The organism is Streptomyces sp. NPDC058240 (genome assembly GCF_042882135.1).
Classification (GTDB): domain Bacteria; phylum Actinomycetota; class Actinomycetes; order Streptomycetales; family Streptomycetaceae; genus Streptomyces.
This window is the reverse complement of record NZ_JBHVWT010000018.1, coordinates 80721-102202: the sequence shown is the minus strand read 5'-3', so window position 1 is coordinate 102202 and position 21482 is coordinate 80721. Positions and strand designations below refer to the sequence as shown.

The following is a 21482-nucleotide window of genomic DNA, read 5'->3' as shown; positions in this document are numbered from 1 at the left end:
ACCCGTACGCTGGTCGGGCTATGACGAAGCCATCCCTTCCCGAGCTCCTGCACGCCGCCGTGACCGCCGTCGGCGGTACGGAACGACCCGGCCAGGCCGCCATGGCCGGGGCCGTTGCCGAGGCCGTCGACGACAATTCCCATCTGCTCGTCCAGGCCGGTACCGGCACGGGCAAGTCCCTCGGCTACCTGGTGCCCGCACTGGCGCACGGCGAGCGGGTCGTGGTGGCCACGGCGACACTGGCGCTGCAGCGCCAGTTGGTGGAGCGCGACCTTCCGCGCACGGTCGACGCCCTGCACCCGCTGCTGCGCCGACGCCCCCAGTTCGCCATGCTCAAGGGCCGGTCGAACTACCTCTGTCTGCACCGGCTCCACGAAGGAGTGCCGCAGGAAGAGGAGGAGGGGCTCTTCGACCAGTTCGAGGCCGCCGCCCCGTCGAGCAAGCTCGGCCAGGATCTGCTCCGGCTCCGGGACTGGTCCGACGAGACCGAGTCCGGTGATCGCGACGACCTCACCCCGGGGGTCTCCGACCGTGCCTGGGCGCAGGTCTCCGTCTCGTCCCGCGAATGCCTGGGCGCCAGCAAGTGCGCGTACGGCGCGGAGTGCTTCGCCGAGCTGGCACGTGAGCGGGCCAAGCTCGCCGATGTCGTCGTCACCAATCACGCCCTCCTCGCCATCGACGCCATCGAGGGCGCCCCGGTGCTACCGCAGCACGAGGTGCTGATCGTCGACGAGGCCCATGAGCTGGTCTCCAGGGTCACCGGGGTGGCAACCGGAGAGCTCACCCCCGGCCAGGTCAACCGCGCGGTGCGCCGTGCGGCGAAGCTGGTCAACGAGAAGGCCGCCGACGCGCTGCAGACCGCGTCGGAGGGGTTCGAGCGCGTCATGGAGCTGGCGCTTCCCGGTCGCCTGGAAGAGGTCCCCGAGGACCTCGGCTACGCGCTGCTGGCGCTGCGCGACGCCGCGCGCACGGTGATCTCGGCCCTGGGAGCCACCCGGGACAAGTCCGTCCAGGACGAGGACGCCGTCCGCAAGCAGGCCCTGGCGTCGGTGGAGACGATCCACGGCGTCGCCGAGCGCATCACCCAGGGCTCGGAGTACGACGTCGTCTGGTACGAGCGCCATGACCGTTTCGGCGCGTCCGTACGGGTCGCACCGCTCTCCGTCTCGGGGCTGCTGCGCGAGAAGCTCTTCACCGAGCGGTCCGTAGTCCTGACCTCGGCCACGCTCAAGCTCGGCGGGGACTTCAACGGGGTGGGGGCCTCGCTCGGCCTGGCTCCCGAAGGCACCGCGGGCGACGACATCCCGCAGTGGAAGGGACTCGACGTCGGCTCGCCGTTCGACTACCCGAAGCAGGGCATTCTGTATGTCGCCCGGCATCTGGCCACGCCGGGGCGGGAGAGCTCCCGCACCGACATGCTGGACGAGCTCGCCGAGCTGATGGAGGCGGCGGGCGGGCGCACCCTCGGGTTGTTCTCCTCCATGCGGGCGGCCCAGGCCGCCGCGGAGGAGCTGCGGGGCCGGCTGGACAAGCCGATCCTGCTGCAGGGCGAGGAGACGCTCGGAGAGCTGATCAAGAATTTCGCGGCCGACCCCGAGACCTGCCTCTTCGGCACGCTGTCGCTCTGGCAGGGCGTCGATGTGCCGGGGGCCAGCTGCCAGTTGGTGGTCATGGACCGCATCCCGTTCCCGCGTCCCGACGATCCGCTGATGAGCGCGCGCCAGAAGGCGGTCGAGGAGGCGGGAGGCAACGGGTTCATGGCCGTCGCGGCGACGCATGCCGCGCTGCTGATGGCCCAGGGGGCCGGCCGGCTCGTCCGGGCCACGGGCGACAAGGGCGTGGTCGCGGTACTCGATCCGCGCCTGGCCAACGCCCGGTACGGCAGCTATCTGCGGGCCTCGCTGCCCGACTTCTGGTACACCACCGACCGTAACCAGGCGCGCCGCTCGCTCGCGGCGATCGACGCGGCGGCCAAGGCCGACGGCAAGTAGTCCGATTCGGGTGCCCGGCGGCATGGGCAGGGCCCCGGGATCGGCGCAGTGGATCCCGGGGCCCGGTCGGAACCGGCGAGCTTCACACCCGCCGCAGTACTGCCACCACCTTGCCGAGGATCGTCGCCTCGTCGCCCGGGATCGGCTGGTACGCGGAGTTGTGCGGGAGGAGCCACACATGGCCGTCCTCCCGCTTGAAGCGCTTGACCGTCGCCTCGCCGTCCAGCATGGCTGCCACGATGTCGCCGTTCTCCGCGACGGGCTGGCGGCGCACGGTGACCCAGTCGCCGTCGCAGATCGCCGCCTCGATCATCGAGTCACCGACGACCTTGAGCACGAACAGCTCGCCGTCACCGACGAGCTGGCGGGGGAGAGGGAAGACGTCCTCGACCGACTCCTCGGCGAGGATCGGGCCACCGGCCGCGATCCGGCCGACCAGCGGAACATACGACGCCGCGGGCTTGCCGGTCGTATCGGTGGGCTGCGAACTGGGCTGGTCCGAACCACGGACCTCGTACGCCCGCGGGCGGTGGGGGTCGCGGCGCAGGAAACCCTTCCGCTCCAGGGCCATCAGCTGATGGGCGACGGAGGACGTGCTGGACAGGCCGACCGCCTGACCGATCTCCCGCATCGAGGGCGGGTATCCACGCCGCTGCACGGAATCCCGGATCACCTCGATTACGCGCCGCTGCCGGTCCGTGAGCCCCGAGCTGTCCGCCCGGATTCCAGGAGGTCGGCCGGGCAATGAGCGCGCCGGGCGCGCGGGCTCTGGCCCCTCCATGTTCGTGACTGAGTCATTCATGGCATGCACCGCCTCGAATCGGCTCTGGGAGCGGTCCTGGGCAGTGATGGTGGCACTGTCTGCGGTGGTGGTCACGTCGGCCCCTCTCGAATGGTCTCCCTAGCTGGACAACGGTAGTAGCTTTCGAAAGGTTGCGCCAAACACACGTTCGAGTGAAAAACGAATAAAAGTCTGCCGTGTGTTCTCTGTCAGGTGTATGTGCGATGACCGAGGGGTCAGGACTCCCTTGCGGGCCGACCCGCAATTCGGGCTATTACGGTAGCGGCCACCGGTGCGGCGCCGCCACGCGGGGTGGCCGTCGGGCCGTTGTCCGGGTCCGACAGCGGGGGCCCCGCAATCCTGGCCGCCGCGCGGTTCCCGTAACCTCGTACGCGGCCTTAGGCTGCCTGCCGGTCGCTCGTGATGCGCGACACGCGGTAGGGCCGAATGCGCGGCCAAACCCAAGATCTAGTGGTTGGATTGTTCCAGCCACCCAGAAGTTGTGGTCCCCGGTCCGCCGAGGGTGTGGCCATCGCCTATGCTTGTGACAGCTTCCAGGGGCCCCGACGGGCCCTGAAGAGGTTATTCAGTCGTGCTGTGAAGGAGGGTTGGGAGCCATGCACTGCCCCTTCTGCAGGCACCCCGACAGCCGGGTCGTCGACAGTCGCACCACCGACGACGGCACGTCGATCCGCCGCCGCCGCCAGTGCCCCGACTGCTCCCGCCGTTTCACGACGGTGGAGACCTGCTCGCTGATGGTGGTGAAGCGCAGCGGCGTGACCGAACCCTTCAGCCGTACCAAGGTCATCTCCGGTGTGCGCAAGGCGTGCCAGGGCCGGCCGGTCACCGAGGACGCCCTCGCCAAGCTCGGCCAGCGGGTCGAGGAGGCGGTGCGTGCCACCGGCAGCGCCGAGCTGACCACCCATGACGTGGGTCTGGCCATCCTCGGCCCCCTGCAGGAACTCGACCTCGTCGCGTACCTGCGGTTCGCGTCCGTGTACCGGGCGTTCGACACACTCGAAGACTTCGAGGCCGCCATCGCGGAACTCCGTGAGCGGCGGCCTCCCGTGGAGGAACGCGGGAGGGGCGAGACCCTTGAGGTCCCCGTTCCCGCCGTCGCCGCCGACTGATCGGCGTCTGCCGGTCGACACGGTTCCGTGGATCGGCGGCAAGGCGGCTTCATAGACCTGCTCCGGGCGCTCTGCGTGGCGTCCGGGGCATCAGAGACAGACTGTGCCCCGGGAAGTTCTGGGCACTTCAGGGTGTTTTTGCCCACATATGGGAGGCGGCATGACAGAGACGGCGAGCGGCCCGGCACGAGGTTCCCGAATCAAGGGAGCCAAGTCGAGCAAGGGTCTGCGTATCGAGCGCATCCACACCACCCCCGGCGTACATCCGTACGACGAGGTGGCGTGGGAGCGCCGTGACGTCGTCATGACCAACTGGCGCGACGGCTCGATCAACTTCGAGCAGCGTGGCGTCGAGTTCCCCGACTTCTGGTCGGTGAACGCGGTCAACATCGTCACCAGCAAGTACTTCCGCGGGGCCGTCGGCACCCCGCAGCGCGAGACCGGTCTGCGACAGCTCATCGACCGGATCGTGAAGACGTACCGCAAGGCCGGCGAGGACCACGGCTACTTCGCCTCTCCCGCGGATGCCGAGATCTTCGAGCACGAGCTGGCGTACGCCCTCCTGCACCAGATCTTCAGCTTCAACTCGCCGGTCTGGTTCAACGTCGGAACGCCCCAGCCGCAGCAGGTCTCCGCCTGCTTCATCCTGGCCGTCGACGACTCCATGGAGTCGATCCTCGACTGGTACAAGGAAGAGGGCATGATCTTCAAGGGCGGCTCCGGCGCCGGCCTGAACCTCTCCCGCATCCGCTCCTCCAAGGAGCTGCTGTCCTCCGGCGGCAACGCCTCCGGCCCGGTGTCCTTCATGCGCGGTGCCGACGCCTCCGCCGGAACGATCAAGTCCGGTGGCGCCACCCGGCGCGCGGCCAAGATGGTCATCCTCGACGTCGACCACCCCGACATCGAGAACTTCATCGAGACCAAGGTGAAGGAAGAGGAGAAGATCCGCGCCCTGCGCGACGCGGGCTTCGACATGGACCTGGGCGGCGACGACATCACGTCCGTCCAGTACCAGAACGCCAACAACTCGGTCCGTGTGAACGACGAGTTCATGAAGGCCGTCGAGTCCGGCGGCAAGTTCGGGCTGCGTGCCCGCATGACCGGCGACGTCATCGAAGAGGTCGAGGCCAAGTCCCTCTTCCGCAAGATGGCCGAGGCCGCCTGGGCGTGCGCCGACCCGGGCATCCAGTACGACGACACCATCAACGCCTGGCACACCTGCCCGGAGTCCGGCCGGATCAACGGCTCGAACCCCTGCTCCGAGTACATGCACCTGGACAACACCTCGTGCAACCTCGCCTCGCTGAACCTCATGAAGTTCCTCAAGGACGACGGCAAGGGCAACCAGTCGTTCGAGTCCGAGCGCTTCGCCAAGGTCGTCGAGCTGGTCATCACCGCGATGGACATCTCGATCTGCTTCGCGGACTTCCCGACGCAGAAGATCGGCGAGAACACCCGCGCCTTCCGCCAGCTCGGCATCGGCTACGCCAACCTCGGCGCCCTGCTGATGGCGACCGGCCACGCCTACGACAGCGACGGCGGCCGCGCCCTCGCCGGTGCCATTACCTCGCTGATGACCGGCACCTCGTACAAGCGCTCCGCCGAGCTCGCCGCGGTCGTCGGCCCGTACGACGGCTACGCCCGCAACGCCGAGCCGCACCAGCGCGTCATGAAGCAGCACTCCGACGCCAACGCCGCGGCCGTCCACGTGGACGACCTGGACAACCCGATCTGGGCCGCCGCGACGGAGGCCTGGCAGGACGTCATCCGCCTCGGCGCGAAGAACGGTTTCCGCAACGCGCAGGCCTCGGTCATCGCGCCCACCGGCACCATCGGTCTCGCGATGTCCTGCGACACCACCGGTCTCGAGCCCGACCTCGCCCTGGTCAAGTTCAAGAAGCTGGTCGGCGGCGGCTCGATGCAGATCGTCAACGGCACCGTCCCGCAGGCCCTGCGCCGCCTGGGCTACCAGGAGGAGCAGATCGAGGCGGTCGTCGCCCACATCGCCGAGCACGGCAATGTGATCGACGCCCCCGGTCTGAAGACCGAGCACTACGAGGTCTTCGACTGCGCGATGGGCGAGCGTTCCATCTCCGCGATGGGTCACGTGCGCATGATGGCCGCGATCCAGCCGTGGATCTCCGGCGCGCTCTCCAAGACGGTGAACCTGCCGGAGACGGCCACCGTCGAGGACGTCGAAGAGGTCTACTTCGAGGCGTGGAAGATGGGCGTCAAGGCGCTCGCGATCTACCGTGACAACTGCAAGGTCGGCCAGCCCCTCTCCGCGAAGACCAAGGAGAAGGAGAAGGAGGCGGTCACCGCCAAGGCCGAGGAGACCATCCGTACTGCGGTCGAGAAGGTCGTCGAGTACCGCCCGGTCCGCAAGCGTCTCCCCAAGGGCCGTCCCGGCATCACCACCTCCTTCACGGTGGGCGGCGCCGAGGGCTACATGACCGCCAACTCCTACCCGGACGACGGTCTCGGTGAGGTCTTCCTGAAGATGTCCAAGCAGGGCTCCACCCTCGCGGGCATGATGGACGCCTTCTCCATCGCCGTCTCGGTCGGCCTGCAGTACGGCGTCCCGCTGGAGACGTACGTCTCGAAGTTCACCAACATGCGCTTCGAGCCGGCCGGCATGACGGACGACCCGGACGTGCGGATGGCACAGTCGATCGTCGACTACATCTTCCGCCGCCTCGCGCTGGACTTCCTGCCCTTCGAGACCCGCTCGGCACTCGGCATCCACTCGGCCGAGGAGCGTCAGCGCCACCTCGACACGGGTTCGTACGAGCCCTCCATCGAGGACGAGGAGCTGGACATCGAGAGCCTGGCCCAGTCCGCCCCGGTGCGGACGGAGCCGCTGAAGGCGGTGGCCGCGGTGCAGGAGGCGGAGAAGCCCGCCCCGAAGACCGCGCACACCTCGGCGGAGCTCGTCGAGATGCAGCTGGGCATCAGCGCGGACGCGCCGCTCTGCTTCTCCTGCGGTACGAAGATGCAGCGCGCCGGCTCCTGCTACATCTGCGAGGGCTGCGGCTCGACCAGCGGTTGCAGCTGACAGGCTGCCCGATCGCGTGGGGCGCAAGGTCCCGCATGATGTGCCCGAGTAGCTGAACCGCAGCTCAAGGAGGGCGTCGACTTCCGGTCGGCGCCCTCCGCGGTCGTACGGTCCCGGGCCGGCGCGCGACGGCCCTCGCGGTGTGGCACGATCTCGCAGGTGACCAGCAGACCCGATGAGGCTCAGCGCCTGCGCGACCTTGCGCGGTTGCGTCGTGTCCGCGACCGGATCGACCGGGAGTTCGCGCAGCCACTGGATGTCGAGGCGCTCGCCCGTGGCGTGCACATGTCGGCAGGGCACCTGAGCCGCGCGTTCCGGCTGGCCTACGGCGAGTCGCCGTACGGATACCTGATGACGCGGCGCATCGAGCGGGCGATGGCGCTGCTGCGGCGTGGTGATCTCAGCGTCACCGAGGTCTGTTTCACGGTCGGTTGCTCGTCGCTGGGCACCTTCAGCACCCGCTTCACCGAGCTGGTGGGCATGCCGCCCAGCGCCTACCGGCGCGAGGCCGCGCGCGCCACGGCGGGGATGCCGCCGTGCGTGGCGAAGCAGGTGACCAGACCGATCAGGAATCGAGAAGCGCGGTCACAGGGCCAGGATTAGCGTGACGGCCATGGACATCACGATTCACTCGAGCTTCCTTCCGCACGAGGACCCGGACGCCTCTCTGGCCTTCTACCGCGACATCCTGGGCTTCGAGATCCGCAACGACGTCGGGTTCGGCGGGCTGCGCTGGATCACGGTCGGCCCCGCCGGCCGGCCCGGCACGTCCATCGTCCTGCATCCGCCGGCCGCCGATCCCGGCGTCACGGAGGAGGAGCGACGCACCATCACCGAGATGATGGCCAAGGGCACCTACGCCATCATCACCCTGGCCACCGCCGACCTCGACGGCACCTTCGACCGCCTCCAGGCCGGCGGCGCCGAGGTCGTGCAGGAGCCGACCGAGCAGCCGTACGGGATTCGCGACTGCGCCTTCCGTGATCCCGCCGGCAATCTCATCCGTATCAACGAGGTGCGCTGAACCGTCCGGCGACCGCGGCCACGAGCCGCACCGCCGAAGCAGAACCGGACGTACCGCTCGGCGCCCGTGATGCCGAGCCAGGCGACGCAGACGGAGACAGGGGCCGCGAAGGCGGCTCCGCCCAACAGTTGGAGACACGATGAGCATGGCCAAGAGGACGGACACGCGGTCGTCTGCGCCGCACGCTGCCGACAGCCACGACCTGATCCGCGTGCACGGCGCGCGCGTGAACAACCTCAAGGACGTCAGCATCGAGATCCCGAAGCGTCGGCTGACGGTGTTCACCGGCGTCTCCGGTTCGGGCAAGAGCTCGCTGGTGTTCGGCACCATCGCCGCGGAGTCGCAGCGGCTGATCAACGAGACGTACAGCGCCTTCGTGCAGGGCTTCATGCCGACCCTCGCGCGGCCCGAGGTCGACGTACTCGACGGCCTGACGACCGTGATCACCGTCGACCAGCAGCGCCTCGGTGCCGATCCCCGCTCCACGGTCGGCACCGCCACCGACGCCAACGCGATGCTGCGCATCCTCTTCAGCCGGCTGGGCAAGCCGCACATCGGCTCGCCCCAGGCGTTCTCCTTCAACGTCGCCTCGGTCCAGGCGAGCGGTGCGTTCAAGGTCGACCGCGGAGCCGACCGGACCAAGACCGTCAAGCGGACCTTCACCCGCACCGGCGGCATGTGTACCCGTTGCGAAGGCCGGGGCACGGTCTCCGACATCGACCTCACCCAGCTCTACGACGACTCCAAGTCGATCGCCGAGGGCGCGTTCACCATCCCCGGCTGGAAGTCGGACAGTTTCTGGACCGTGCGCGTCTACGCCGAGTCCGGCCTCCTCGACCCGGACAAGCCGATCCGCAAGTTCACCAAGAAGGAGATGCAGGACTTCCTCTACCGGGAGCCGACCAAGGTGAAGGTCGAGGGCGTCAACCTCACCTACGAGGGGCTGATTCCCAAGATCCAGAAGTCGTTCCTGTCCAAGGACAAGGAGGCGTTGCAGCCGCACATCCGGGAGTTCGTGGAGCGGGCGGTCACCTTCACCACCTGCCCCGAGTGCGACGGCAGCCGACTGAGCGAGGAAGCCCGCTCGTCGAAGATCAAGAAGCTGAGCATCGCCGACGCCTGCGCGATGCAGATCAGCGACCTGGCCGAGTGGGTGCGCGGCCTCGACGGTCCGTCGGTGGCTCCGCTGCTCGCCGCGCTGCAGCGGACCCTCGACTCGTTCGTGGAGATCGGTCTCGGCTACCTCTCGCTCGACCGGCCGTCGGGCACGCTGTCGGGCGGCGAGGCGCAGCGCGTCAAGATGATCCGCCACCTCGGCTCCTCGCTCACCGACGTCACCTATGTCTTCGACGAGCCCACCGTCGGTCTGCACCCCCATGACATCCAGCGGATGAACGACCTGCTGCTGCGGCTGCGGGACAAGGGCAACACGGTGCTCGTCGTGGAGCACAAGCCGCAGACGATCGCCATCGCCGACCATGTCGTCGACCTCGGCCCCGGCGCGGGTACGGCGGGCGGCGCCGTCTGCTTCGAGGGCACCGTCGAGGGGCTGCGGGCCGGCGACACCATCACCGGCCGTCATCTCGACGACCGGGCGGTCGTCAAGGAGAGGGTGCGCAAGCCCACCGGGGCGCTGGAGATCCGTGGCGCGACGGCACACAACCTGCAGGGCGTCGACGTCGACGTCCCGCTCGGCGTGCTGACCGTCATCACCGGCGTCGCGGGCTCCGGCAAGAGCTCGCTCGTGCACGGGTCGATCCCCGCGGGCGCGGACGTGGTCTCGGTCGACCAGGGGGCCATCCGCGGGTCGCGGCGGAGCAATCCGGCGACGTACACCGGACTGCTCGACCCGATCCGCAAGGCGTTCGCGAAGGCCAACGGAGTGAAGCCTGCGCTGTTCAGCCCCAACTCCGAGGGCGCCTGCCCGACTTGCAACGGAGCCGGCGTCATCTACACCGATCTGGCGATGATGGCCGGCGTCGCCACCATCTGCGAGGAGTGCGAGGGGAAGCGGTTCGAGGCATCGGTGCTCGACTACCACCTCGGCGGCCGCGACATCAGCGAGGTGCTCGCGATGTCGGTGACCGAGGCCGAGGAGTTCTTCGGCGCCGGCGAGGCGCGCACACCGGCCGCGCACAAGATCCTGGAGCGGCTCGCCGACGTCGGGCTCGGCTACCTCAGCCTCGGCCAGCCGCTCACCACGCTGTCCGGCGGCGAGCGGCAGCGGCTCAAGCTGGCGACCCACATGGCCGAGAAGGGCGGTGTGTACGTCCTCGACGAGCCGACCACCGGACTCCACCTCGCCGATGTCGAGCAACTGCTGGGCCTGCTGGACCGGCTCGTCGACTCCGGCAAGTCGGTCATCGTCGTCGAGCACCACCAGGCGGTCATGGCGCATGCCGACTGGATCATCGACCTGGGTCCGGGCGCCGGTCACGACGGCGGCCGGATCGTCTTCGAGGGCACCCCCGCCGACCTCGTCGCCGCCCGCTCCACCCTCACCGGCGAGCACCTCGCGGAGTACGTCGGGGCCTGACCTGGGCCTGCGCGATCCACCGCCGCAGGCCGACCCGAAGGGGACCGACCGCGGGCCGGTCCCCTTCGTCGTGTCCGCCGTGCCGCGGCTCCGCGGTCCGGGACGGGGCCGCGTGCCGCGACGTGTCAGTCACATGCCGGGCGTACGGCTTCCCATCGTCGCGGCGAACGAATCGGGGTCGCCGTCGAAGCCCCGGACCGTACCGTGGAACTCCCAGGCCCCGGAGGCGCCCCGGACGAACTCGGCCACGGTTGCCGCGGTGGCCGCGCCGACCGCCGAGAAGTCGTCCTCCGCCAGGTTCGTGTAGCCCTCCCGGACCTGAACACCGGTGTTCGCTATCTCGGCGAACGTCCTGCGGCCGTCGCGTTGCTGGATGGCGACCCCGACGACGACCCGGGTGTACGCGGTCGACAACCGGCTCAGTTCCAGAGTCATCTCCTCGTCGAAGCCGAGGCCCTGGCCGGTCCTGCTGTCGCGGTTGAGGGTGATGGTGCCGTCCGGCGAGCGGCTGTCGAAGTGCACGAGGTACGCGGGGCTGCCGTACGGCGCCTCGGCGAGGTAGGTCGCCGCGATGATGTCGAGGTCATGGGCCGGTGCGCCATGAGGGCTGGGATCCCATTTGAGTCTGACTTCGACCTTGTCTATGTCCTTGTTGGGCGTGCTCATCGGACTTGCCTCCCTGGCTTTCCGCTGGGCCGTCGGGCCGTTCACATCACCGATCATGTCCGTAACCGACCGTGGATCCAACCGGCTTGGATTTCGGCGATGGAATCGGGCCATCGGTGTCCCGCGGCCGCACGGCTCCGTGGCCTCGTGGCCGCTTCGGTTCAGTGGGGTATGCGGCGCGGCGGTCGCTGCCGGACCTCGTCCCGGAAGAGCTCGATGGCACTGCTGACCTGACGGATGAGATGGGTGTGCTCGATGCGGTCGAGATAGAGGCAGTTGCGGGCCACTCCGTCCAGCTCGAAGGCGAAGCAGAGCGTCATCAGAGGGTTGATGAACAGCTCGCTGTCACGAGTGCGCGAGGTGAACCGGACGTCCCCGAAATCCCCCTGGACGGCGGCGGCGATCGACCCGTTCACGATGCTGGGGTGGTCGGGCGTGTGGTGCTGGGCGTGTGCCACGGCGTCGACGAAGAGCGCGCCCTCACGCGTCGTACGGGATACGGAGAACGCGCCGAGACAGGAACCGTCGCGTTCGAGTGCGGCGATGTTCTCCAGCACGAGGCCGTGGCTCACCCCGTGATACGCGTCGATGCCGAAGCCGATGGACACGACGAGGCGTTCCGGTACGTCGATTGCGGCGAGCGCTGCGACGCTGGTCAGATCCTCCTCAGGTGTGCCGAGGCCGGATTCGTCGCCGCGCATCAGGATGTCCGTACCGCCGTCGACCAGGACGACCGCGTCGATGTCGTACTTCTCGATCAATGCCCGGTAGGCGGCGCGCAGCGGTTGTACGCCCACCCGGGAGAAGGCGTGGACCGTGTGCGGATAGCCGTGCAGATCGAGCCACTGGGCGAGTGTCCGTTCCGGGAAGTACGCCTGGTGGAGGGCTGTTTCGGGGGTGATGGCGGCGACGTCCGGCGCGAGCCAGGAATCGAGGGGCAGCCCTTCGAGAGCGCTGAACGACAGATTGGCGAGCTGTACGTGCTTGCCCTGGTGGAACAGGGAGAGCGCGATGGGGAGTCCCGCGTAGATGTCGAAGCCGCCGCCGGCCCCTGCGACGAGGACACGTTCCGCGGATTCGAGCCGGGCGAACAGGGGGTTGGTGTGCAGCGGGACCATGGAGGCCATTCTGCGTTTCATGGCGGTCACTTCGGGCCTACTCCGTCCGAGCGTGACCCGTGACACGCCCGGCACCGTACGATGGCGCGGTGCTGGTCAAGTGGATTCGTTGCACCGTGGTGGACCGTCGAGGTTTTGAGCGGGGGCAGCGGAAGTGGGCGGGGCTGCTGGGCGAGCCCGGATTCAGGGGACAGGGCGGCGGGTGGAGCCGAGGGCGTCCGGACGTGGCGCACGTCTTCGCCTTCTGGGAGAACCGCGTCTTCTACGACTCGTTCATGGCGCGCGCGCACGACGGCCTGGCTGCCGCACAGTCCGGTACGTACAGCGGTCTCCAGGTCAAGCTCTTCGAGCACCGATTCGATGTGAAGACCGGCTTCGAGCCGCGCTTCACCGATGCGGATGTGGTCCGGGTGGCGCACAGCAAGGTGCGCGAGGACCGGGTGGAACACTTCGCGTTGATGCAGGAGAGGGTGTGGAATCCGGCGATGGCCGGTTCGCCCGGCATGCTGCGAGGGCTGTTCGGGGAGGCACCGGGGCAGGAGTTCCTCGTGTTGTCGATGTGGCAGTCGAGCGCCGAGCGCGGCAAGTACCGGGCGGGGAGCATCGAGCGGCTGTCGCAACGGGCACAGACCGAGGACGACGTGGCGGAGCTGGCGGGAGACGTCGTGCAGTTGGAGCCGTCGTGGACGGTGTGACCGGCACGGCCGGATGGGTACGGCCCAGGCGATGAGTCAGGGGCGCTCCGGGCGGCCCATCAGGCGGATTCGGCAGGGGAGTTGAAGACTCCGGCGCGGGCGGCTGCCAGAGCCGCGTCGGCGGACTGGGCGGCCAGTGTCCCGTCGATGGGCTCGCGGGTGATGAACAGTCTGAGGAACAGGGGCGAGATCACGGCCCTGACGAGCGCTCCCGCGTCCGTGCGCCGGTCCAGCTCGTGCCGGGAGACGGCGCGCGCGACGATGACCTCGCAGCGGGCGAACCGCTGCGCGTAGAAGGCGTTCAGCGCGTCCGCGGCACGCTCGGACTGGAAGGCCGCGGCGACGAACGCGGTCGGTGCGGCCGCTGCGGCGGGGTCCTCGAAGGAGGCGGCCGTCGTCTGCGCCAGAGCGCGCAGATCTCCTTCCAGGCTTCCGGTGTCGGGCGGGGTCCAGCTGTCCTCCCCGGCGAGGTCCAGGGCGTCCACGACGAGCCCTTCGAGGTTTCCCCAGCGGCGGTAGAGGGTTGTCTTGTGGATGCCGGAGTGCTCGGCGACGTACTCGACGGTGAGGCCCGGGTAGCCGTGCTCCACCAGGCCGGTGAGGACGGCATCACGGACCGCCGCACGGGTACGGGCGGTTCTGCCGCCCGGACGGCTGGTGCCGGGGGCGGGCGGGGGCGTCGGCAGGTCGGTCTCCTGGGTGGCTCGCTGTCCAGTCAATTGCTACTCCAGTTGCGTTAGCGGGTTACAGTGTGTCACACTCGCCTTAATGAGACAATGATTGCGTTAGCTCGGAGGTGTCCTTGTCCACACAGATCTCGCTGCGCGGAGTGACCGTGTCCCGCGGTGACAGGCTGTTGCTCGACGATGTCTCGCTGACCGTGCGCCCGGGTGAACGCATCGGGATCGTGGGGGAGAACGGCGCGGGGAAGACGACCCTGCTCCGGCTCCTCGCGGGGCTCGAACAGCCCGATTCCGGGAGCGTGTTCACGGTCGCCGACCGCGGCACCGGTCTGCTGCCCCAGACTCCGCGGCTGCCGCCCGAAAGCACGGTCCAGGACGCGATCGACGACGCGCTGGCGGAACTGCGCGCGGTGGAGCGGAAGTTGCGGGTGGCCGAGGCAGACCTCGCTGGGGCCGACGATGCCGCGCTCGCCGCCTACGGAGACCTTCTCGCCGAGTTCGAGTCGCGCGGGGGATACGAAGCGGACGCACGCGTCGACAAGGCGATGTACGGCCTCGGTCTCGCGCACACGGGGCCGGCCAGAAAGCTGGGCAGTCTCTCCGGCGGCGAGCAGGCGAGACTGGGTCTTGCCTGCCTGATCGCGGCGTGCCCCGAGGTGATGCTGCTCGACGAACCCACCAACCACCTGGACGGAACCGCGCTCGACTGGCTGGAGGGCACACTGCGGTCCCATCCCGGCACGGTGATCGCCGTGTCCCACGACCGGATCTTCCTGGAGCAGGTCGCCACCGCGGTGCTGGAGGTCGACACCGACCGGCGGACGGTCGTGCGCCACGGCGGTGGCTACGCAGGATTCCTGGCCGAACAGCACGCCGCACGGCAACGCTGGGAGCAGTCCTACGCCCAGTGGTGCGAGGAAACCGGGCAACTGGAGGAGTACGCGACGACCACCGCCCATGGCGTCGCCACCGGCCGCGCCATCAAGGACAACAACAAGATGGCGTACGACCGGGCTGCGGGCCGGGTCCAGGCCTCCGTGTCCGGCCGGGTCCGCAACGCACGCAAGCGACTGGAGCGACTGAGGGCACGGCCCGTCCCCAGGCCGCCGGACCCCCTGCGCTTCGCCGCCCTGCCCATGGCCGGTGCGGCCGAGGGGGAGCTGGTCTCCCTGACGGACATACGGGTCGGCGGCAGACTCGCGGTCGACCGGCTCTCCGTGGCGGCGGCCGGCAGACTGCTGATCCACGGCGGCAACGGGGCGGGGAAGTCCACGCTGCTCCGAGTCATGGCGGGCTTGCTCGAACCGGACGCGGGCCGCGTGGTCCGGCGGGGCGGGATCGGCTACCTCGCGCAGGAGATACCGGCGCACCGCCCGGCGGAGTCCGTGCTCACGGCATTCGGCCGGGGACTGCCGCTCACCGATGACGAGCAGGCGGAACTGCTGCTCTCGTACGGGCTGTTCCGCTCCCGGGACCTCCGGGTGCCGGTCGGATCGCTTTCGGCGGGGCAGCGCAGACGGCTCGCCCTCGCCCGTCTCCTGGCCCGGCCCGCGGATCTGCTGCTGCTCGACGAACCAGCCAACCACCTGGCACTCGGACTCGTACAGGAGCTGGAGGAAGCGCTGGCCCACTGGCCGGGTGCGCTGGTCGTGGTCTCGCACGACCGGCTGCTGCGCCGCCGCTTCGACGGCGACATCCGACGGATGGATTCCGGACAACTGCTCGAATGAGCCAAGGTCGATCTAGGGTCGGTACATGGCACGACCGCAACGCATTGTCCTCGTCCGGCACGGGGAGTCCGAGGGCAACGCCGACGACACGGTGTACGAACGTGAGCCGGACCATGCGCTGAGGCTCACCTCGACAGGGCTGAGACAGGCCAGGGAGACGGGAGCGCGGCTGCGCGAGTTGTTCGACGGCGAGCGGGTCAGCGTGTACGTCTCGCCCTACCGCCGTACCCACGAGACATTCAGGTCCCTCGGCCTGGACCTGGAGCGGGTGCGGGTGAGGGAGGAGCCGCGGCTGCGGGAGCAGGACTGGGGAAACTGGCAGGACCGCGACGATGTGCGGCTGCAGAAGGCGTACCGGGACGCGTACGGCCACTTCTTCTACCGCTTCGCGCAGGGGGAGTCCGGAGCCGATGTGTACGACAGGGTCGGGGCCTTCCTGGAGAGCCTGTACCGGAGTTTCGAGGCACTCGACCATCCGAAGAACGTTCTGCTGGTCACGCACGGACTGACCATGCGTTTGTTCTGCATGCGCTGGTTCCACTGGTCGGTTGCCGAGTTCGAGTCGCTGTCCAATCCGGGCAACGGGGAGACCCGGACGCTGATACTCGGAGAGGACGGGCGCTACACCCTTGACCGGCCGTTCGAGCGCTGGCGTACCCCTGAGCCGTACGGCATCACCGGATAGAGTGGAGGGGCGATGACAACCGCTGACTCTGCCTCCGGCCAACGTTTCGAACGTGCCCTTGCCAGCCTGCGCGGGCTCTCCGTGGGAGACGCACTGGGCTCCCAGTTCTTTGTGCCCGTCAACTATCCGCTCCTGAAACAGCGCGCACTCCCACCGGGTCCCTGGCAGTGGACGGACGACACCGAGATGGCGTGTTCGGTGCTGGCCGTGCTGCTGGAGCACGAGCGGATCGAGCAGGACGCGCTCGCCCGCTCCTTCGCCGACCACCATGACTTCGACCGGGGATACGGCCCCGCCGTGAACCGCCTGCTCAGGCTGGTGCGCGAAGGAGCTGACTGGCGGGAGCTGGCGTCCGCCCTGTTCAACGGCCAGGGCTCCTGGGGCAACGGCTCGGCGATGCGTATCGCCCCACTCGGTGCCTGGTACGCGGACGACCCGGAGCAGGCCACACACCAGGCCGAGATCTCCTCGTACACCACGCACCAGCACCGCGAGGCGGTCGTGGGCGCGATGGCCGTCGCGGCGGCTGCCGCACTGGCGGCGGCGACGGCCGGGCCGCCCACCCCGGCGGACCTGCTCGACGGCGTCATCGCGCTCGTACCGCGCAGTGCCGTCGGTGCCGGACTGCGACGGGCACGCGACATGCTCGACTACGACGACGCCGGTACGGTCGCGGCGGTCCTCGGCAACGGCCGGCGCACCAGCGCACACGACACCGTTCCGTTCGCCCTCTGGTCGGCGGCGCGGAACCTCGGCGATTTCGAGCAGACCTTCTGGGTGACCGCACAGGCCGGCGGAGACGTCGACACCACCTGCGCGATCGCCGGCGGAGTCGTCGCAGCGAGCAAGGCAGGCGCGCCGCCGGCCGACTGGACGGCACGGACGGAGGAGCTGCCGGGCTGGCTCCCTCAGTAGGGCGGCAACACCCGCACCGCCGACGAGCGGAGCATCGGCCGGGCCCCCGACTGTCACGGTACTGCCACAGCTCCTCCTCGCACGGCGAGGATCAGTGAGGGGAAGCTACTCTTTCGGCCACGCCGCCGTCGATGATCATCCGGACGGGCGTGCGCCGAAAATGAGACGCCGGGGTGCCCCAGCCGCTGCCCTGCGGGCGGTGTGCGCGGACCTCGGTAGGGGAGGGGTCCCATGTCCGATCACACGTCAGAAACGCCCCGGCAGGCCGAAGCTCCCAAGCCGTCCGACCCGTCGGGGCAGGCCGGAACGTCCGAGCAGGCAGCGTTGTCGAAGGCTCCGCTGCCGGAGCCCCGTGGCACCGCTCCCGAGCCGCCGAAAGTGCCGGGATATGCGCAACAGGGTGGGCAACAGCATCCGCCCAACCCCTGGCGGCCGAGCAGCCCCCAGCCCTCCGCGCTGTCGACACTGCGCCCGGCCGAGCCCGCCGCCATCCGCGGCGCGACGCTCTGTTGCGTCATCGCCACGGCGATGCTGAGCGCCCTGCTGCTGGGCGACGGTCTCGGCCTGAACGCGCTGATCGTCGCGGTCCCCGCGGCGCTCGGGGCCTTCTTCGCCGCGCGGACCGCCGGCCGCCGCCTCCGCCCGTGGACGGCCTTCTGGGCGGTCGGTGGACTGGCGCTCCTCGCCGTTCCGGCCCTTCGGGATGCCGGATGGCCCGTCTTCCTGGCCGTCGTGTCGGCTGTCGCGCTCGGCTCGCTCGCCCTGCACGGCAGTCGCAGCTGGCTCGGGGTGTTCCTGGGGTCGCTGGGCCTGTTCAGCTCCATCGCCGACGGCCTCGCCTGGGGCGGGCGGGGCGTGCGTGCGCGGATGACGGGTTCCCGCAGGCGGTTGGGGGCCGTTCTCCGCAGCGTCGCGGTGGCGGTCGTCCTGCTCATCGTGTTCGGGGCGCTGTTCGCGAGCGCCGATGCCGCCTTCGCCGACGTGCTCGGCAGCCTGATGCCCGACGTGTCGGTCAGCGGCAGCCCGTGGCGGTTCCTCCTCTTCGTCGTCGGCCTGGTCGGCGCGCTCGCCGCCGCGTACGCCGCAGCCGCTCCGGTGCGCTGGGACGGCATCACCGTCCGTCGGGGAAAGGCACGCGGGCGACTGGAATGGGCCCTGCCGCTCATCGTGCTGAACATGCTGTTCGCCGTTTTCATCGCCGTCCAGCTCACCGTGCTGCTCGGTGGATACGACAAGGTGATGGCCGAGACCGATCTCAGCTACTCCGAGTACGCCCGGCAGGGCTTCTGGCAGCTTCTCTGGGCCACCCTGCTCACATTGCTGGTGATCGCACTCGCCCTGCGCTGGGCGCCTCGCGGGCGGGGGAGCGACCGCACTCTCGTCCGGACCGTGCTCGGCGTGCTGTGCCTGCTCACCCTGATCGTCGTGGCCTCCGCATTGCGGCGGATGGACCTCTACGTCGACGCCTACGGTCTGACCCGGCTGCGGATATCCGTGGCCGCGGTGGAACTCTGGCTGGGCGTGGTGCTCGTCCTGATCACGGCCGCCGGGGTGTTCGGTGCCCGCCTGCTGCCGCGTGCCGTCGCCGCGAGCGCGGCCGTCGGAGTCCTCGCGTTCGGACTGATCTCGCCCGACGGGCTGATCGCGGAGCAGAACGTTCAGCGGTACCGCGACGATCATTCGATCGACATCGCCTACCTCCGAGGCCTCTCGGCCGACGCCGTACCGGCCCTGGACACACTGCCCGAGCCGCTGCGCTCCTGCGCCCTCAGGGACATCGAACGGTCGCTGCGCTCCGACGACACTCCCTGGTACGCCACCAGCTGGGGCGAGGCACGGGCCCGGGACATCCTGAGGAAGCGGAGTCCGGACGCTCCGACGCAGCCCTGCGACGGATCGCGTACGGGTGTCGGGGGCAGTGATCGCGACGGCGACGAGAGCGATCCGTTCGACCCGTACTGACCGGTCCGAGCCGGGTGCGTACGGAGCGCGGGGCCAAGAACGAGTCCGGGAAGGCCGAGGGGCGCCCCGGGGTGTTGTCGGCGCACCCATCGGCGTACGCTGACAGGCGCCATGCCGTACGAACCACCCACGCACACCGTCGAGCGCTCGCTGCGCGCTACCACTGGTGCCAAGACCGTCGCCGGTGTCGACGAGGTCGGACGCGGAGCGTGGGCGGGACCGGTCACCGTGTGCGCGGCCGTCACCGGCCTCCGCAGACCTCCCGCCGGACTCACCGACTCCAAGCTGATCAGCCCCAAGCGCCGTGCGGAGCTGGCGCCGTTGCTGGAGCGCTGGGTCACCGCGTTCGGTCTCGGCGATGCCTCTCCGCAGGAGATCGACGAGCTCGGGATGACGGCTGCGCTGCGTCTCGCCGCCGTACGCGCCCTCGAAGCCCTGCCGGTGCGGCCGGACGCGGTGATCCTCGACGGCAAGCACGACTACCTGGGACAGCCCTGGCGGGTCCGCACCGTGATCAAGGGCGATCAGTCCTGTATCGCGGTCGCGGCCGCCTCGGTGATCGCGAAGGTCCGCAGGGACACGATGATGGCCGAACTGGGCGCGGATTCCGGTGAGTACGCCGATTTCGCCTTCGGGGCCAACGCCGGTTACCCGTCGCCTGTACACAGGGCCGCGCTGGAGGAGTGGGGGCCGACACCCCATCACCGGCTTTCGTGGTCCTATCTCGACGCGCTGCCCAGGTGGCAGCACCTCAAGAAGGTCCGCTTCTCCGCCGAGGCGGCTGCACTGGAAAGCGGGGGCCAGCTCGGCTTCGATTTCTGATCGCGCACATGTACCCACCCGCCGACGCCCTGTGCGCCGGCGTTTGATAGACAACCACCCATGCCTCTCATCCCCGAGGAGCCTCAGATTCACGAGAGCGCCCAGGGTCCCCGCGTCACTCCGGCCGCAGGCCGCACCGCGTCGACCCCCCGTCCTGTACCCGGTCCGCGTTCAGCGGCCACGCCGCGTCCCGGTCGTCCCGGGCCCGGCCCCGCGAGGCCCGCGCCCCCGGCGCAGCGCCCGCACCCCACCTCCGACCGTCCCCGGACGGACCGGCCGGAGAATCGTTCCGCACCGCAGATCCAGCTGATCCCCGCCTCGGCGGACGGCGCACTCGACGCCGCCGACGAAGCCGTGGATCTGCTGCTCGACTCCGGCCGCGCACCGGGCGACATCCTGGTGCTCACCACCGGCGAGCAGCACCCGTGGGCCGCGCACGAACTCTCCTTCGGAGAGGCCGCCTACTGGGCGCAGCACGAGGCCGGTGACGATGTCTTCTTCGCCGGTGCCGCAGCCGCGGACCGGGTGAAGACGCGTCCGGTGGTGATCGTCGCCGTCAACGGCGGTGACGCCGTCGACGGCGCGCTGACCGGAGCGCAGGAACGTGCCGGAGCACTGCTGATCGTGTGCGGGGACCCGCAGCGGATCAACGCAGTGCTCGGCGTCGGAGTCTGATCCGCGGGACACACCGGACCGCGGTGGCCCGGCTGCCCGACAGGGCGGCCGGGCCCGCGGCCACGGGTCAGCGGGCCGCGGTGCGCCGCAGCGCCTGCGCCGCACCGCCACCGGTGCGCAGCGGAGCCGGATCCCGGCCGAGCGAGGTGTCGGCGAGGGCGGACGGCTGCGACGTGGAGCTGGGGCGGCGCCCGCCACGGCCCTCGCCCAGCACCTGCCAACCGGCCTGGGTCAGCGTGATGTACGCGCCGCACCGCAGGCCGTGCAGCGTGCAGGCGTCCCGCAGACCCCACATCCACGCCCCGTCCTCCTCCGTCCAATGCTCGTCGCCCTCACGGCAGTAGAGGAGCACTGCGGTACGGACGGGCGTGCGGCGGCGAAGATCGTGCGGGATGACCCGGCGCAGATGCGCCAGCAGCGCGTTGCGGAACTCCCAGCCGTCCGCGGCCGCGGAGCGGCGGGCGAACGAAGCGCTGGCCGTGAGGCGTTCCTCATGGTCGAGTACGGCGACCACAGCGGTCGTCGGGGTCGGCCTGTGCCGGGCGTGCAGGCCGCTGACAACCTCGCGGGGGCTGCGCAGCAACGGTATGCCCGCTTCGGCCCACTCGGCCGGTTCGAGCATCCTGGCAAGACGGTTGACGGAGTCGGCGGACGCCGACATCGAAGTGGCTGCGGACGGAGCGAATCCGAAGGTCACGATCCTCCCTTCGCATACGCGCCCATGGTGCGGGCAGGGTCGAGTGAGGGCGCACCACGGCACAGCCCTTCCGGGCCGCGAAAGGGACTGTGCGGGGAGCGAGTCCAATTCTTCCTGGCGTATCGGCAGGCGGCAACGAGCAATTGGCACAGGTGACGGGAATCAGCCGGAATGACTCTGATATCCCTGCCCACGCCATGCCCGGATGACGCCTCCCGCCACGCCTGAACGGCGAGGACCAGCGGAAACACCCACTCCGCCCCCACTCCGCCCCCGCCCCGCCGCGACAGCCCCGCTGCCAGGCTCGGCGTCCGGCG

Annotated in this window: 18 protein-coding genes; 13 read left to right on the top strand and 5 right to left on the bottom strand. The window is 69.7% G+C overall.

Features of this window, described 5'->3' with window-relative positions; translation table 11 throughout:
• Positions 1 to 20: 20 nt before the first annotated feature.
• On the top strand, positions 21 to 1991 hold the full coding sequence (locus ACFVX4_RS25715) for an ATP-dependent DNA helicase (RefSeq protein ID WP_389981225.1): 1971 nt from the start codon (positions 21 to 23) through the stop codon (positions 1989 to 1991).
• A gap of 82 nt (positions 1992 to 2073) precedes the next feature.
• Here ACFVX4_RS25715 and lexA read toward each other — a convergent pair whose 3' ends face one another.
• Entirely contained in the window at positions 2074 to 2868 is a 795-nt protein-coding gene (lexA, locus tag ACFVX4_RS25710) for a transcriptional repressor LexA (RefSeq protein ID WP_389981223.1), read from the bottom strand.
• A 521-nt stretch (positions 2869 to 3389) separates the two neighbouring features.
• Here lexA and nrdR point away from each other — a divergent pair.
• From nrdR to ACFVX4_RS25685, 5 genes are all read left to right on the top strand, one after another.
• A complete protein-coding gene (nrdR, locus tag ACFVX4_RS25705; RefSeq protein WP_093898913.1) occupies positions 3390 to 3902 on the top strand; it encodes a transcriptional regulator NrdR in 513 nt (170 codons plus the stop codon).
• Positions 3903 to 4062: 160 nt separating this feature from the next.
• Complete coding sequence (locus tag ACFVX4_RS25700) at positions 4063 to 6957, top strand: vitamin B12-dependent ribonucleotide reductase (RefSeq protein WP_389981221.1); 2895 nt, start codon at positions 4063 to 4065, stop codon at positions 6955 to 6957.
• A gap of 159 nt (positions 6958 to 7116) precedes the next feature.
• The gene (locus tag ACFVX4_RS25695) at positions 7117 to 7560 is read left to right on the top strand and encodes a helix-turn-helix transcriptional regulator (RefSeq protein ID WP_389981219.1); all 444 of its coding nucleotides are present in this window, start codon (positions 7117 to 7119) and stop codon (positions 7558 to 7560) included.
• A gap of 10 nt (positions 7561 to 7570) precedes the next feature.
• Entirely contained in the window at positions 7571 to 7981 is a 411-nt protein-coding gene (locus ACFVX4_RS25690) for a VOC family protein (protein WP_389981217.1), read from the top strand.
• 139 nt (positions 7982 to 8120) lie between these two features.
• Positions 8121 to 10517, top strand: a complete 2397-nt coding sequence (locus tag ACFVX4_RS25685) for an ATP-binding cassette domain-containing protein (RefSeq protein WP_389981215.1) — start codon at positions 8121 to 8123, stop codon at positions 10515 to 10517.
• A 129-nt stretch (positions 10518 to 10646) separates the two neighbouring features.
• Here the strand turns inward: ACFVX4_RS25685 and ACFVX4_RS25680 are convergent, their stop codons facing one another.
• Together ACFVX4_RS25680 and ACFVX4_RS25675 are read right to left on the bottom strand one after the other, a co-directional pair.
• Positions 10647 to 11183, bottom strand: coding sequence for a TerD family protein (locus ACFVX4_RS25680; protein WP_389981213.1), 537 nt, complete (start codon positions 11181 to 11183; stop codon positions 10647 to 10649).
• A gap of 161 nt (positions 11184 to 11344) precedes the next feature.
• On the bottom strand, positions 11345 to 12301 hold the full coding sequence (locus tag ACFVX4_RS25675) for a DUF1152 domain-containing protein (RefSeq protein ID WP_389981273.1): 957 nt from the start codon (positions 12299 to 12301) through the stop codon (positions 11345 to 11347).
• Positions 12302 to 12390: 89 nt separating this feature from the next.
• On the opposite strand from ACFVX4_RS25675, the gene ACFVX4_RS25670 reads away from it, so the two are divergent.
• Complete coding sequence (locus ACFVX4_RS25670; protein WP_389981211.1) at positions 12391 to 12996, top strand: YdbC family protein; 606 nt, start codon at positions 12391 to 12393, stop codon at positions 12994 to 12996.
• Positions 12997 to 13055: 59 nt separating this feature from the next.
• Here the strand turns inward: ACFVX4_RS25670 and ACFVX4_RS25665 are convergent, their stop codons facing one another.
• Positions 13056 to 13715, bottom strand: a complete 660-nt coding sequence (locus ACFVX4_RS25665; RefSeq protein ID WP_389981209.1) for a TetR/AcrR family transcriptional regulator C-terminal ligand-binding domain-containing protein — start codon at positions 13713 to 13715, stop codon at positions 13056 to 13058.
• Positions 13716 to 13798: 83 nt separating this feature from the next.
• Between ACFVX4_RS25665 and ACFVX4_RS25660 the strand changes: the two genes are divergently transcribed.
• From ACFVX4_RS25660 to ACFVX4_RS25635, 6 genes are all read left to right on the top strand, one after another.
• A complete protein-coding gene (locus ACFVX4_RS25660; protein ID WP_389981207.1) occupies positions 13799 to 15409 on the top strand; it encodes an ABC-F family ATP-binding cassette domain-containing protein in 1611 nt (536 codons plus the stop codon).
• Between the two features lie 25 nt (positions 15410 to 15434).
• Positions 15435 to 16094 carry a histidine phosphatase family protein gene (locus tag ACFVX4_RS25655; RefSeq protein ID WP_389981205.1) on the top strand — a complete coding sequence of 220 codons (660 nt, stop codon included), beginning with the start codon at positions 15435 to 15437 and terminating at the stop codon, positions 16092 to 16094.
• A gap of 12 nt (positions 16095 to 16106) precedes the next feature.
• Positions 16107 to 17009 carry an ADP-ribosylglycohydrolase family protein gene (locus ACFVX4_RS25650; protein WP_389981203.1) on the top strand — a complete coding sequence of 301 codons (903 nt, stop codon included), beginning with the start codon at positions 16107 to 16109 and terminating at the stop codon, positions 17007 to 17009.
• Positions 17010 to 17240: 231 nt separating this feature from the next.
• The gene (locus tag ACFVX4_RS25645; protein ID WP_389981201.1) at positions 17241 to 18971 is read left to right on the top strand and encodes a DUF4153 domain-containing protein; all 1731 of its coding nucleotides are present in this window, start codon (positions 17241 to 17243) and stop codon (positions 18969 to 18971) included.
• A 111-nt stretch (positions 18972 to 19082) separates the two neighbouring features.
• A complete protein-coding gene (locus tag ACFVX4_RS25640; protein ID WP_389981199.1) occupies positions 19083 to 19793 on the top strand; it encodes a ribonuclease HII in 711 nt (236 codons plus the stop codon).
• 60 nt (positions 19794 to 19853) lie between these two features.
• Positions 19854 to 20468 (top strand): hypothetical protein, encoded by a 615-nt coding sequence (locus tag ACFVX4_RS25635; protein WP_385328695.1) that lies wholly within the window; start codon positions 19854 to 19856, stop codon positions 20466 to 20468.
• Positions 20469 to 20535: 67 nt separating this feature from the next.
• Here the strand turns inward: ACFVX4_RS25635 and ACFVX4_RS25630 are convergent, their stop codons facing one another.
• Positions 20536 to 21165 carry a hypothetical protein gene (locus ACFVX4_RS25630; RefSeq protein ID WP_389981197.1) on the bottom strand — a complete coding sequence of 210 codons (630 nt, stop codon included), beginning with the start codon at positions 21163 to 21165 and terminating at the stop codon, positions 20536 to 20538.
• Between the last annotated feature and the right edge of the window lie 317 nt (positions 21166 to 21482).